Annotated in this window: 5 protein-coding genes; all 5 read left to right on the top strand. The window is 36.6% G+C overall.

Going from position 1 to position 14,440, the window contains the following annotated elements; translation table 11 throughout:
* The first annotated feature begins 77 nt into the window (after window positions 1-77).
* The 5 genes from BUE10_RS22505 (at window position 78) to BUE10_RS22480 (ending at window position 14,410) form a co-directional block, all read left to right on the top strand.
* Entirely contained in the window at window positions 78-4,034 is a 3,957-nt protein-coding gene (locus BUE10_RS22505; RefSeq protein WP_073489236.1) for a family 16 glycosylhydrolase, read from the top strand.
* A 178-nt stretch (window positions 4,035-4,212) separates the two neighbouring features.
* The gene (locus tag BUE10_RS22500; protein ID WP_073489234.1) at window positions 4,213-6,882 is read left to right on the top strand and encodes a beta-1,3-glucanase family protein; all 2,670 of its coding nucleotides are present in this window, start codon (window positions 4,213-4,215) and stop codon (window positions 6,880-6,882) included.
* Between the two features lie 166 nt (window positions 6,883-7,048).
* Window positions 7,049-8,686, top strand: coding sequence for a glycosyl hydrolase family 18 protein (locus tag BUE10_RS22495; RefSeq protein ID WP_073489233.1), 1,638 nt, complete (start codon window positions 7,049-7,051; stop codon window positions 8,684-8,686).
* Between the two features lie 263 nt (window positions 8,687-8,949).
* Complete coding sequence (locus BUE10_RS24315) at window positions 8,950-11,805, top strand: RICIN domain-containing protein (RefSeq protein ID WP_234984792.1); 2,856 nt, start codon at window positions 8,950-8,952, stop codon at window positions 11,803-11,805.
* A gap of 679 nt (window positions 11,806-12,484) precedes the next feature.
* Window positions 12,485-14,410 (top strand): metallophosphoesterase family protein, encoded by a 1,926-nt coding sequence (locus tag BUE10_RS22480; protein WP_073489229.1) that lies wholly within the window; start codon window positions 12,485-12,487, stop codon window positions 14,408-14,410.
* Window positions 14,411-14,440 lie beyond the last annotated feature (30 nt).

Below are 14,440 nucleotides of genomic sequence, written 5' to 3'. Positions count from 1 at the left end.
TATTAAAATAAGAACCCATTTCTGCAAAATAGGTTTTTGTTGCGGTAATAAACTTTACTAACAAAAAACTAAAAAAAATGAATCAAAATGACCCTTTTTTCGGCCGACCACCGGAAGACAATTTCTATTATTTTAAACGATTTTTGGCTGCGGCGATATTTGTGCTGCTGCCAATTTTGAATGTCCAGGCACAATGTAAAACATTGGTTTGGTCAGATGAATTTAACGGTACTACTGTCGACCTAACCAAATGGCAGAGTATTTCAGGAAACGGTTGTCCGGCACTTTGCGGATTCGGAAATGCTGAGGCTCAGCGTTACGACCCAAATCAGGCGACAATTGTAAAAGAAGGCGCAAACAGTTATTTGAACATTCAGGCAAAATACGAGCCGAATGGCGCATTTCCAGATCAGCCTTATGCTTCTTCAAAATTAACTACAGAAGGAAAGTATTCCCTTAAATACGGAAGGGTTGAAGCCCGAATGAAGTTATCTAGCGGACAAGGTGCATGGCCTGCGTTCTGGATGCTTCCAGTTGGAGGAAACTGGCCGTTTACTGGTGAAATTGATATCATGGAAGCCAAACACAGAAACCCACAATCTGTAGATGGAACGATTCATTATGATGGAAACGGATATCATTATACGGGTAGAAGTTATAGTTCTCCAACAGATTTATCTACAGACTTTCACGTGTATGCGGTAGAATGGGGACCAAATTTTATAAGATGGTATATTGATGATATATTATTTCACACCGCAACTCCAAATACTACAGTAAACGGCGGATGGCCTTTTAATGATAATCAGTTTTATATTATTTTAAATCTGGCTGTTGGTAGTGCAGGAACGCCTTATACAAGTGTAAATGGGGCAGGAGTAGCACCAGTTCCGGCTGATTTCCCTGCAAAATTACAGGTAGATTACGTTCGTGTTTATGACGGAAGTTATAAATATGGCGTTGCCGGAGATGCAAAAGTGTACCAAAACGAAACGGGTAAAACCTATTCTATAAGCGCTATTACTGGCGCAACGTACAATTGGACAGTTCCTGCGGGAGCGACAATTACTGCCGGACAGGGAACAAATGCTGTAACAGTAAATTGGGGAACTGCAGGCGGAGATGTTTCGGTAACAGCAACAACTTCTGGCTGTACAGCAAATACGTATAAATTGGCTGTAGCGACAGAACCTGCAATTCCTGTAGAGAAAATTCAGGAAGATTTTCAAACGAACAGAAATGTTGTTTACGGAAACAAAACGGGAGTTTTAACAGAAGCCGTAGCAAATCCTTCTGCAACCGGAATCAATACTTCGGCTTTGGTAGGAAGATATGTTCGTAATTCTTCTGAATTGTACGATGTTTTCAATATCAAAAACGTAGTAATCAGCAATGCGAACGATTACGTATACGGAAGAAAAAGAATTTCTTTTGATTTGTATACTTCGGCTCCGGTTGGAACTAAAGTTTCACTGCAGTTAGAAAATAGCAATGTAACCACAGCGACAAATTATCCGTTAGGAAGACACAGCGGTTACAAAGCGACTACAACAGTTCAGAACAAATGGGAGACGATTGAGTTTGAATTCGAAAAAATTATCGATGCCAATACAAGCGCTTTAACGATTAATAATGTGGCTTTACTTTTTGAATCAAATTCAAATTCTGGAGCAACCTATTATTTTGATAACCTGTTGACAAGAGCTACACCAGAAAAACCAATTGTTGCCACAGACGTATTGCAGAATTACGACGGCATCAACAAAATTATAAAAGGAACTACAACGGGAACGTATTCTGTAGTGGCAAATCCGGGTTCAAACGCTGTTAACTCGTCTGCAAATGTGGCGAGATATGTTAGAAACGTAACTGAACAATACGATGTACTTTTCTTTAATACGCAAAGCACAATAGAAGATGCTGGTTTACTAAAAAATCAGACCAATAAAATCATGATTGATGTGTATACATCGGCACCAATTGGTACGGTTGTAAGTTTGAATTTAGAAAACAGCGCAACTTCACTTCCTGCCAATTACCCAACAGGAAGAAACAGTAATTACGTTGCGATTACAACGAAACAAAACCAATGGGAAACGTTGACTTTCTATTTCAATTCAAGCCCGGATGCAGGAACTTCGAATTTGGCAGTAAACCAAATGGTTTTATTGCTTAACTCAGGTTCTTTTACAAGCGATACGTATTATTTTGATAATATCAGAATTGGAGCAACCAAACTTCCAGATACATTCACACCTGGAGTTGTTTATGAAGATTATCAAACTGTTCACAATATTACATTTAGAGACGCTATAGGAACTTATACAGCAAACGTAGCTAACCCAAGTGCGACAGGAATTAATACATCTTCAAACGTTGGAAGATATGTTCGTAAGTCAACAGAATTGTATGATAATTTCTCATTCAATACGACTTTAACCAATATTGGAGATTTCAAAAGCGGAACTAAAAAATTCGCTATGGATGTTTATACATCGGCTCCGGTTGGATCTGTTATTTCATGGCAGGCAGAAAGCAGTGCTTCGGTTCCGTCAAATTATCCGGTAGGAAGACACAGTATTTATCAAGGAGTTGTAAAACAAACCAATACTTGGCATACCGTAACTTTTACGTATGTAAGCACGCCAGACGCTTCGACTTTAGACAGTGAAGTAAACCGTTTTGTTTTCTTATACGAGCCGGGAACAAATTCTGGAAACACGTATTATTTTGACAATTTAAGAGCTTTAAATTTAGTTTCGACAGAAACTCCAGTTGGATTACCTGCACCATGGGTTAGTACAGATTTAGGTGCGGTAACACCAGCGGGCGAAGCAACACATTCTAGCGGAACTTTCACTATTAAAGGTTCTGGAACGGATATTTGGGAAACCAGCGATCAATTTCAGTTTGTAAATCAATCTATTACTGGTGATGCAGAAATTATTGCCAAAGTAAATTCGTTAACCAATACGAATACATACGCAAAAGCGGGAGTAATGTTTAGAGAAACACTTACAGCGACTTCTAAACACGCTATGACAGATGTTACACCAGCCGCTGGCGTTGAATTTTTATCAAGAAATGCTACTTCGGGAGTAACGGTTGCAGATGTTGCCGCGGGAACAGCTCCAAAATGGGTTCGTGTGGTTCGTGCAGGAAATGTATTTACATCTTATACATCTGATAACGGTACAACGTGGACACAACTTGGAACTCCAAAAACAATTGCAATGGCAAATACCATTTATGTTGGAATGGCAGTTACCTCTCACGCAAACGGAACTTTAGGAACAGGAGTTTTCAGCGATGTTATTGTTAGAAATATCACAGCAAATCCGAATGTAAATTTAGCTTTGTCGAAAACGGCTACAGCTTCTACAGAAGAAAATGCAACATTGTCAGCCAGTAAAGCTACAGACGGAGACGGAACAGTTTCAAGATGGGCAAGTTCTTTTGCGAATGCGACAGAATGGATTTATGTTGATTTAGGAAGTAACTACAACCTTAATCGTATAGTATTGAAATGGGAAGCAGCTTTTGCAACGCAATACAAAGTACAGCTTTCTACAGATAATGTTTTTACCGAAAACGAAACTATCAATACACAAACTGCCAGCGATGGAGGAACGGATGATTTAACCGTAAGCGGAACAGGAAGATACCTGCGTATTTTATGTACAACAAAAGCTTTGGCTCCTTACGGATATTCATTATATGAAATTGAAGCCTACGGATCTGCTTCTGCAGCTAAAAAAGCAAATGTTATAGTTGAAGAAAGTGCGCCTGAAAGTGTTGTTTTTGCCATCTATCCAAATCCCGCAAGTAACTACATTCAAGTTGCCATTCCTGAAAATTTAGATAATAAAATCATCACGATTTATGACAATTCAGGAACGCTGGTTCTTCAGAATAAACCGGAGAAAGAAGCAAGTGAAAGCGTAATTGATTTGAGCAGACTGACAAAAGGAATTTATATTCTGAATTTCAAATCAGATCAAAAAAGCTGGACAAAAAAGCTAATTAAGAAATAATTAAAAATCCGTTGGGTGTAGTTTGTTTTAAAATAAACCCTCTCATTCAATTGTAAGCTGGAATTAAATTTAAATGGATAGCACCAAATAATTGCACCTGACGGATGATTAAAAAGTCATTGTTTAGAACATGGCTTCAGTTTAGAATCTATTTACATAAACCCACAATTATTTAGATATGAAAAAAAATAAACTTCAAAGATTTTCACTACTGACAGCACTGTTTCTGGTGTTTTCAAATTTTATGTTCGGGCAGGGAGCAATTCCTTTTACGATCAGTAATACTTCTACATTTAATGATAATGAATTGTATGTAGCTATTGTTGGTATTGATTATACCACCGGAAACCATGTTTGGGTAAATGCCAAAACAAGTCAGGTTTTACCAATGAGTTCTTCTTACAATACCGTTACGGGGCCAACAATTGGAGGAAATACCGGACCGGGACAAAATTCAAAATACGCAGCTTGTTTTACCAAGCTGAGCGAAATTCCAAATAAAACTTTCACACTGCCATTAATTGCAGGCTGCAGGGTTTTTATTTCTAAAGGTTCGCAGTTGTATTTTTACTTTTTTGGTGCCAATGGAGCTCCTTCGGGATATACATCGCCAAATCCGTTGAATGCAACAGATCCAAATCAGGGAATTTTATATGAAATAATCGAATTAACGAACAATCAATATGGTTTCTTCGGAAATCCTTCAAGAGTAGATTCATATAAATATCCAATGGGATTGGAATTATTTGGTGCAAACGGATATCAAAAGAAAGTTGGAGAATTAAAAAACCACGCTGATATTGTTGCCGCTTTTAAAGCCAATGTTCCATCAGAATTTCAAGGCTGTGTTAACAATACAACAGGTGAAATTACAGCTCCGTCAAAAACACCAGCTTTTGCAGATGGAACAGGAGGAACAACAGTTGGGCCGCAAGCCAATTATTTAAAATCTTATATCGACGCTATTTGGAATAAATATAAAAATGAAGATTTAATTTTTTATGCCGGAGATGCCGGAGTTTTTAAAGGAAGAGTTATTGGCGAACAGCTTGAAATGGTTGGGCAATCTGGAGGATTTGTTGGCCGTACAGGAAGAGTTCAATACAGACCAAGTACTCAGGAAGCACTTGAAGGAAAAGGTGTTCTGGACAGAAGATTAGTCGACGGAGATTTAGATCTTGTTATTCAGGCACAATTAACAGCTGCAATTAATAGACACGTTGTAAACACTACAACAGCAAATCCAGGACAGCAAAACTGGTATGATGCTTCAAAATATTATCAGGTAAACCCAACAAACCATTATTCTAAATTCTGGCATTTACCGGGAATCAGCATTGATAATTTAGCTTATGGTTTTGCTTATGATGATGTTGCAGATCAGTCACCATCATTGCATTCGCCGCAGCCAACAAAAGTAATTGCAGTTTTTGGAGGTTATGCAGGAACGGTTCCTTCGGTTCCGGCTTCGACAGATGTTATTACAGTTTATAAAGATTGTAACTACACAGGTTTCTCTGGCGGATTAACTATTGGAGATTATAACTTGGCTCGTTTAAATACTTTAGGCGTTTTAAATGATGATATTTCTTCATTAAAAATCACGCAGGGTTATCAGGCGATTTTATATCAGGATGATAATTTTACCGGAGCTTCAACAGTAATTAATTCTGATAATTCTTGTTTAAACACAACTTGGAATGATAAAGTAACTTCTATCAGAATCCTTGCAAACGGAACTACAACTTTAGGAAACCAGACTTTCTTTTTACAAAACAGAAACAGCGGTTTATATATGGACGTTTGGAACGCAAGTTTATCTAACGGAGCAGGAATTAATCAAGGTGCGTTGAATTCAGGCAACAATCAGAAATTCACTTTTACACATTTAGGCGATGGATTGTACAAAATTATTGCGAATCACAGCAGTCAGTCTTTAGATATCAATAATTTCAATAAAGCAAATGGCGCGCGTTTAGAGCAATATCCATACAATGCAACAACAAATCAGCAGTTTGTATTGGTTTCTACAGGCGATGGTTTCTATAAAATTGTAGCAAGACACAGCGGTAGAATTGTTGAGGTTGCAGGAGCAAGTACAGCTTCTGGCGCAATTGTTCAGCAATGGGATAATAACAACCAGACTTGCGGACAATGGAAATTAGTTCCGGCAACAAGTTCTCAGACTTCAGTTTTAATTCAGGCCGAAGATTACTCAGCAATGAGCGGAATTCAGGTTGAAGCAACTACAGATACTGGTGGAGGCTCAAATGTAGGTTATACAGAAACAGGCGACTGGTTAGCGTATAACAGCATCAATTTCCCAACAACAGGTTCTTATTTAATTGAGTACAGAGTGGCAAGTGCAGTTACAGGCGGCAGATTATCATCTGATTTAAACGGAGGAACCATTGTTTTAGGAAATGTTGATATTCCAAATACAGGAGGATGGCAAAACTGGCAGACGGTTTCACAAACGGTAAATGTAAATGCAGGAACATACAATTTCGGAATTTATATTCAAAATACCGGAATGAACATCAACTGGATTAAAATTACTAAAGTTGGCGCGGGCGCAGCTGCTAAAACAGCTTCGGTTCAACCAGCAGAAGAACCGGCAGAAATTGCTTTAAATGTTTATCCAAGTCCGGTAGAAAATACACTTTATGTAACGACAGATCTTTCTGGCGGAAGCGTAAAAATAGTCGATTCACAAACGGGGTCTACTGTAGCAACTCAAAAAATCAATAACAACAGTTTTGACGTTTCGCATTTGAAACAAGGAATTTATTTTATTGTTTTTGAAAAAGATGGTAAACAGACGATCAAACGTTTCATCAAGAAATAATTTTAGATTTCAGACTTTAGATTTTAGATTGATTTACAAAATCAATTAATTGAAATTTGGCACAGCCAAATTCCGATCTAAAATCTAAAGTCTGCAATCTAAAATCTAAAATTTTTCATTTCCCCCAATATTTACAAATTTTTATTAATCTATTAAACAATTTATTATGAAAAACAATTACCGAAGAATGCTGCAGAAATGCATTATTATTTTAGTGTTGGGTGTTTTTAACTTAGCTGCGGCCCAGCAGAAAAAAGTAATCGCTTATGTCCCGAACTGGGTTGATCTAAATGCTTTAGCAGGAACTATCCAGTACAGTAAATTAACGCACATTAATATTGCGTTCGAAAATCCTGATGCAAACGGATATTTAAGTTTTAATTCTGGAAATAATGCCATTATTAATACTGCACATGCTCAAAACGTTAAAGTTTTTGTTTCCCTTGGGGGAGGTGCCATTTCTGAAGGCGGTGCTATTCGTGACAATTATTTTAATTTAATTACGCCGGGAAACCGTACCGCTTTTATTCAAAAACTGTACGACTATGTGGTCGCTCACAATTTTGACGGAATCGACGTAGATTTAGAAGGTCCGGCAATTAACGGCGATTACGGCGGATTTGTTATTGCCTTGGCGAATAAACTGCATGCCAATGGTAAATTGATTTCGTCAGCGCTTTCAGAAGGATATGGTGGTGCAAATGTACCTGCATCTACTTTTGCTGCTTATGACTGGATCAATATCATGGCATACGATGCAACTGGTCCATGGCAGCCAAATAATCCGGGACAACATTCTCCATACAGCATGGCTGTAAACCAATTTAATTACTGGACAGGAAGAGGATTACCTGCAAGTAAAGCTATTATTGGATTACCATTTTACGGATATGGTTTTGGAGCATCAGCAAATCAGGGAATTTCTTATGCTAATATCGTAGCTCAATATCCGGGAGCAGAAAATCAGGATCAGGTTGCAAATACAATCTATTATAACGGAATTCCAACAATCAAAGCAAAAACAACTTTTGCGATTCAAAACGCAGGCGGAGTTATGATTTGGGAATTATCTCAGGATGCAACAGGTTCTAAATCATTATTAACAGCCATCAATCAGGTAATTACTGGAAGTAATCCTCCTGGAACAGGAACTTTAATACAAGCCGAAAGTTATAATACAATGAGCGGTGTTCAAACAGAAGCTACAACAGATACTGGCGGAGGTTTAAATGTAGGTTATGCTGATACAGGAGACTGGATGGCATATTACAATATTAACTTTCCAACATCTGGTAATTATGTAATTGAATACAGAGTGGCAAGTGCCGTTAACGGAGCAAGATTATCATCTGATTTAAATGCCGGAACAATTCAGCTTGGTGCTGTTAATGTACCAAATACTGGAGGATGGCAAAACTGGCAGACGATTACGCAAACGGTAAACGTAAATGCCGGAACGTATAATTTCGGAATCTATATTCAAGCTTCGGGAGTAAATTTAAACTGGTTTAGAATCACAAAATCAGCTTCTGGTTTAGTGGCTAAATCTGCTCCGGCTGCAGAAACTTCTGCTGATATTGCAAGCGTTACTATTTATCCAAACCCAACAGAAGATACACTTTTCTTTAGTTCAGAAGTTTCCGGAGCAAATGTAAGCGTTATCAATTCTGAAGGCGGCGCTACAGTTTCATCACAAACAGTAAACAACAACAGCATTAATGTTGCTGGTTTGAAAAAAGGAATTTACCTGATTTCATTAGAAAAAGATGGAATCAAAACGGTAAGACGTTTTATTAAAAAATAAGTTTTCAAAAAGCACTATTTCTTCTTTGTTTCGGCAGAGAAGAGTAGTGCTTTTATTATTGAATATTTTTTAATACACATAGAAACATAGATTTTTTCTTTTGAAGGAAAAGGTTTTTAAAAACTAGTTTTTGCACATAGTGATCGTCAAACGCTATGATTGCTAATGCCAAGTAAAAAAGTCTTTATCCATTAAGATATCTATGTCTCTATGTGATTAAAAAACACTCAATCTATATTGTAACCCCCTTTAACCCCAATTATATGAAAAATAATTACAGATTTCGGTTAAGTTTACTCTTGATTCTTTCCTTAGGATATTTTGCTGCGGCGCAGACTTCTTTAGGTTCGAGCAAAACATTCTTGAATAAAATAAAAAATGGATTAGTTTCTTCAACAACTGCAAAAGGTCCGGAGAAAACAATTCTGCTTCAGGCAGCCGATTCCAAAAGCTTTAACGGAAAAATAAATTATAAAGAATCAGATCAGTCAAGTGAATTTTTAATTGGAGAAATTAAAAATGTTGCAGAATCTTCTTTTTATATTAGAATAAAAGATCAATCTCTTGAAGGTCATATTATTTTAAAGAAAACCAGAGAAGCCTACAAATATTACTCTGATGCACAAGGAAATGCTTTTGTTTCAAAAGTTGATATTAATACTTTGGTTTGTATTGATTATAAAAATCTTCCATCAAAGGCAGCAAATAAAACAACAGCGGCGGCAGAAATTGCTCCGGCATTATTAAACCTTCAAAGTTTACCGGGTGCTGCAGGCTGCGTTTTATTAGATTTTGATGGTTATTATATGCCCGCAGGAAATCTTTGGAACAATGGTAATGCGATTAATGCAGCCGCTTCTGGAATGAGCGATGCAGCAGTTCAGCAGCATTGGGAAGTAGTTTCAGAAGATTACAGACCTTTTAATCTAAACGTAACGACAAGCGAAGCTGTTTTTAATTCCTACCCAAGAAACAGAAGAATGCGTGTTGTAGTAACGCCAACAAATACTGCGGCCCCGGGTGCGGGTGGTGTAGCTTACATTGGTTCTTTTAACTGGGATAATGATGTGCCTTGCTGGGTATTTATTACTTCAGGAAAATCGGGTGGTGATGCTTCTTCTCACGAAATTGGACATACTTTTGATTTGGGTCACGACGGACGTACGAATCCTACTGAAGATTATTTCGTAGGTTTAGACGGAACTTCTTGGGCTCCAATTATGGGTGCTGGATATTACAGACCTGTTGTACAATGGAGTAAAGGTGAATACAATTTTGCTAACAATTTACAAGATGACGTAGCGACAATTGCAGGTTCTAAATTTGGAGTTGGATATCGCGGCGATGATTATGGAAATAATACTGCTTCTGCAGCTACTTTAGATTATAATGCAAGTGGAGCAATCAATCAAAAAAATGGAATTATTTCAAGTGCAGCTGACTATGATTTCTTCACATTTACAACTGGCGGCGGAAATGTTTCTATAAATGCCAACACTGTTTCAAGAGACGGAAACCTGCATCTTTTATTAAGATTATATAATTCGGCAGGAACAGAAATGGGAACGTATTGGAATTCTGATCCGTTTGCTTTAAATGCTTCTATGAATGTAAATCTTCCGGCTGGTAAATATTTTGTTGGCGTTGATGGAAACGGAGCAGGAAATGCCGGAAGCGGTGGATATTCGGCTTACGGTTCTATCGGAAGTTATTCGGTTACAGGAACAATTCCACCGGGAGGAAATATCAATCCAACAACTGGGGTAATTACCGCTTATAAAGATTGTAATTATACAGGTTTCTCAGGCGGATTAACTATTGGCGATTATAATCTGGCACGTTTAAATTCTTTAGGCATTTTAAATGATGATATTTCGTCACTTAGAATTACGCAGGGATTTCAGGCAATTTTATATCAGGATGATAATTTTACCGGAGCTTCAACTGTAATTAATTCTGATAATTCATGTTTAAACACAACCTGGAATGATAAAGTAAGTTCGATTCGAATTTTAGCAAACGGAGTTACCACTTTAGGAAATCAAACCTTCTTTCTACAAAATAGAAACAGTAACCTAAATATGGACGTTTGGAATGCCAGTTTAACAAACGGAGCTGGTATCAAACAAGGAACTGCAAATACAGGAAACAATCAAAAATTTACGTTTACACATTTAGGTGATGGTTTGTACAAAATTATTGCAAATCACAGCGGACAATCTTTAGACGTAAATGGTTTCAATACAGCAAATGGCGTAAGTGTAGAGCAATATCCGTATAACGGAACTACAAATCAGCAATTCATTCTGGTTTCTACAGGCGATGGCTTTTATAAAATCGTTGCGAGACACAGTGGAAGAATCGTTGAGGTTGCCGGAGCAAGTACTGCAAATGGTGCCAATGTGCAGCAATGGGACAACAACAACCAAACTTGTGGACAATGGAAATTAATTGCCACAACTACTTCTCAGACTTCTAGTTTAATTCAGGCAGAAGATTATTCAGCAATGAGCGGTATTCAGGTTGAAGCTACAACAGATACTGGCGGAGGTTCAAATGTAGGCTACACAGAAACGGGCGACTGGTTGGCGTATAACAATATTAATTTCCCAACTACGGGTTCTTATTTAATTGAATACAGAGTGGCAAGTGCCGTAACTGGCGGCAGATTATCATCTGATTTAAACGGAGGAACTATTCTTTTAGGAAATGTTGATATTCCAAATACCGGAGGCTGGCAAAACTGGCAGACGGTTTCGCAAACTGTAAATGTAAATGCAGGAACGTATAATTTCGGAATTTATATTCAAAATACAGGAATGAATATCAACTGGATTAGAATTACAAAAGTTGGAGCAGGAGCGCCTTCAGCAGTTATAGAGGATGAAGTTAAAGATGTTGTATTTAATGTTTATCCAAATCCGGTTTCAGAAACGCTTTTCTTTACAAAAGATGTTTCAGGAGGAAATGTTAAAGTAATAGATTCTCAAGGTTCTGTAGTTTCATCACAAAAAAGCAATGATAATAGTTTAAATGTTTCGCATTTGAGACAAGGAATTTATTTTGTTGTTTTTGAAAAAGATGGAGAAAAAATAATAAAACGTTTTATAAAGAAATAATCCATTTCGCCATAATGGTTTTATACATTAAATTTTAGGTTTTAATGTAAAGGCTGTCAGTAATGACAGCCTTTTTTATGATTAAAATTTTACCGCAAAGTCCGCAAAAAATACGCAAAGTTCACTAAGATTTTATAAACATTCTGAGGACAGCTAACTAAAGTTCGCAAAGCTTTGTGATCTTTAGTTTATTTAAAACTTACTTTAAAAAGCTTAGCGAACTTAGCGAAAAACCTTTGTGGACTTTGCGTTAAAAATTTTACCGCAAAGCACGCTAAGATTTTATAACATTTTGAACACAGCTACATAAAGTTTGCAAAGCTTTGTGATCTTTAGTTTATTTAAAACTTACTTTAAAAAGCTTAGCGAACTTAGCGAAAAACCTTTGTGGACTTTGCGTTAAAAATTTTACCGCAAAGCACGCTAAGATTTTATAATATTTTGAACGCAGCTATCATAAAGTTCGCAAAGCTTTGTGATCTTAGTTTTTATTAAAAACTTACTTAAAAAATCTTCATGAACTTTTCGAAAAACCTTTGCGAACTTTGCGTTAAAAAATAACCTCAATAAAAACATTATCATTCGATAACAATAACATAAACTCATTTCATCTTTAAATCGATAAAATTGCTGCTTATTACTTTTAATAAATTCCCCATTTTGCAAAAGCTTAAAACCTATGAATTTAAAATTTACTTCGCCAATAATTATACTCTTTATAATAATCTTCAATCATAGCATTTCAGCCCAAAACCAAAAGAATTTAGACGGCGTTCAGGTTGCATTTTTATCTGATGTTCATCTTCAGGATTTGTTTGGAAGCTTCTCTGATAATGATTTTAAAGGTGTTTTGAATACCAAAACCGGAAAATATGCGTTAATAAGAACGATGGCCTCGCAGTTACATTCGACGAGAATTTTCAATGAAAATTATTTTGCCTTCATCGCCGCTCTTGAAGATATTGCAAAAAGAAAAATAAAATATGTTGCACTTCCGGGCGATTATACCGATGATGGACAGCCGATACACGTGCGCGGATTGAAGAAGATTTTAGATCAGTACCAAAAAAAATGCGGTATTGAATTTTTTATAACGACCGGAAATCATGATCCGGTTGGACCATTTGCTCAGGAATCGGGAAAAGAAGATTTTTTAGGAAAAGAAGGAAAAAGCCAACCCATTTTTAGCAAAGACGGCATGTATAAGCCAAACATGAATATCGAACAGCCAGTTGTCATAACAGCCGATATTGCTAAAATGGGTTATTTAGGCATAACCAATGATCTGCAAAACTTCGGTTTTTATCCGAATAAAAAATACAAATTCTGGTCGACTCCTTTTGCCAGTTACAATTCCCAAAACTACAATTACAAAAAAGCTGTTGAAGCTTCTCAATTAAATAAAAGAGTTTATAATGTTGCGCCTGGATTTGAAGTTCCGGATGTGAGTTATGTCGTTGAACCAATCGACGGACTTTGGTTAATGGCAATCGACGGAAATGTTTATATTCCGAAGAAAACTGATGGAGATCCAAAAGATTCTAAAAGTTATTCGGAAGCCAGTACAGGTTACAATAATGTACTTTCAAACAAAAAACACCTTATAAAATGGGTTCAGGATATTTCGGCGGAAGCCAAACTTCGCGGAAAAACTTTGGTTGCTTTCAGTCATTTTCCAATGATTGATTTTAATGATGACGCTTCCGCAGAAATAAAAGAATTATTAGGTCCGAATAAATGGCAGTTAAACCGAGTTCCGGTTGAAGAAGTAGCGCAGGTTTTTGCCGATGCAGGTTTGAAGATTCATTTTGGCGGACACATGCACATCAATGATACAGGATTGCGTACCACTGCAAAAGGCAATACTTTGGTTAATATTCAAACGCCGTCGCTTGCGGCATATATTCCGGCTTATAAATTATTGACGATTAAAAAAGATAATCTTGTAGATATTCAAACCATTACAATTGATGAGGTTAAGGGATTTGATGAGCTTTTTGATTTGTATAAAATGGAATATCAGTTTTTGCAAAGTCAAAATGCAAAAGACATTTGGAATATAGATATTCTGAAAACTAAAAATTACCACGATTTCACCGATTTCCATTTGAAGGAATTGGTTCGATTAAGATTTTTATCTGATGACTGGCCTTCTGCTTTTAAGGATTTTATTCTGAATGTTTCTGCCAATGATTTATTGGTTTTGGCAAATATTCAATCCGATAAAGATTTTGATTTTATTCTTAAAAATAAATCTCAGTTTCAAAAAGAATGGAGTGAAGCTGAATTGAAATCGGAACAAATTTTAGCTCAAAATAATCTCAAAAAAGAAGATTTCAACTGGACAGGAAATGATCTTTTAATAGACTTTTACCGTTTTAGAAGCGCCGATGAATTGGCTCTTGTAGATGTTGGAGAGAAAAGAGTTGCAGCTTATAAAGTTTTATCGAAGCTGTATTTAGAGAATTCTAAAGATGATGTTTCTAAACCTTTGCAAAAACAGATGAAGTTATTTCTTGTCATCTTTAACAAATTCATGCATGAAGTTCCTGCAGATCATTTTACAGTTGACTTAAAAACGGGGGGAGTTAAAAGTTTAAAGTAATTTTAACCGTAAATACTAAACCCGACAGGT

Origin of the sequence: Flavobacterium sp. CF108 (assembly GCF_900129795.1) — a bacterium.
Taxonomy (GTDB): domain Bacteria; phylum Bacteroidota; class Bacteroidia; order Flavobacteriales; family Flavobacteriaceae; genus Flavobacterium.
This window is presented reverse-complemented; position numbering and strand designations above follow the sequence as displayed.

Excerpts from the sequence above, each read along its gene's own strand:
- BUE10_RS22505 (WP_073489236.1), top strand. The coding sequence starts at position 78 with ATGAATCAAAATGACCCTTTTTTCGGCCGACCACCGGAAGACAATTTC.
- BUE10_RS24315 (WP_234984792.1), top strand. The coding sequence starts at position 8,950 with ATGAAAAATAATTACAGATTTCGGTTAAGTTTACTCTTGATTCTTTCC.
- BUE10_RS22495 (WP_073489233.1), top strand. The coding sequence starts at position 7,049 with ATGAAAAACAATTACCGAAGAATGCTGCAGAAATGCATTATTATTTTA.
- BUE10_RS22500 (WP_073489234.1), top strand. The coding sequence starts at position 4,213 with ATGAAAAAAAATAAACTTCAAAGATTTTCACTACTGACAGCACTGTTT.
- BUE10_RS22480 (WP_073489229.1), top strand. The coding sequence starts at position 12,485 with ATGAATTTAAAATTTACTTCGCCAATAATTATACTCTTTATAATAATC.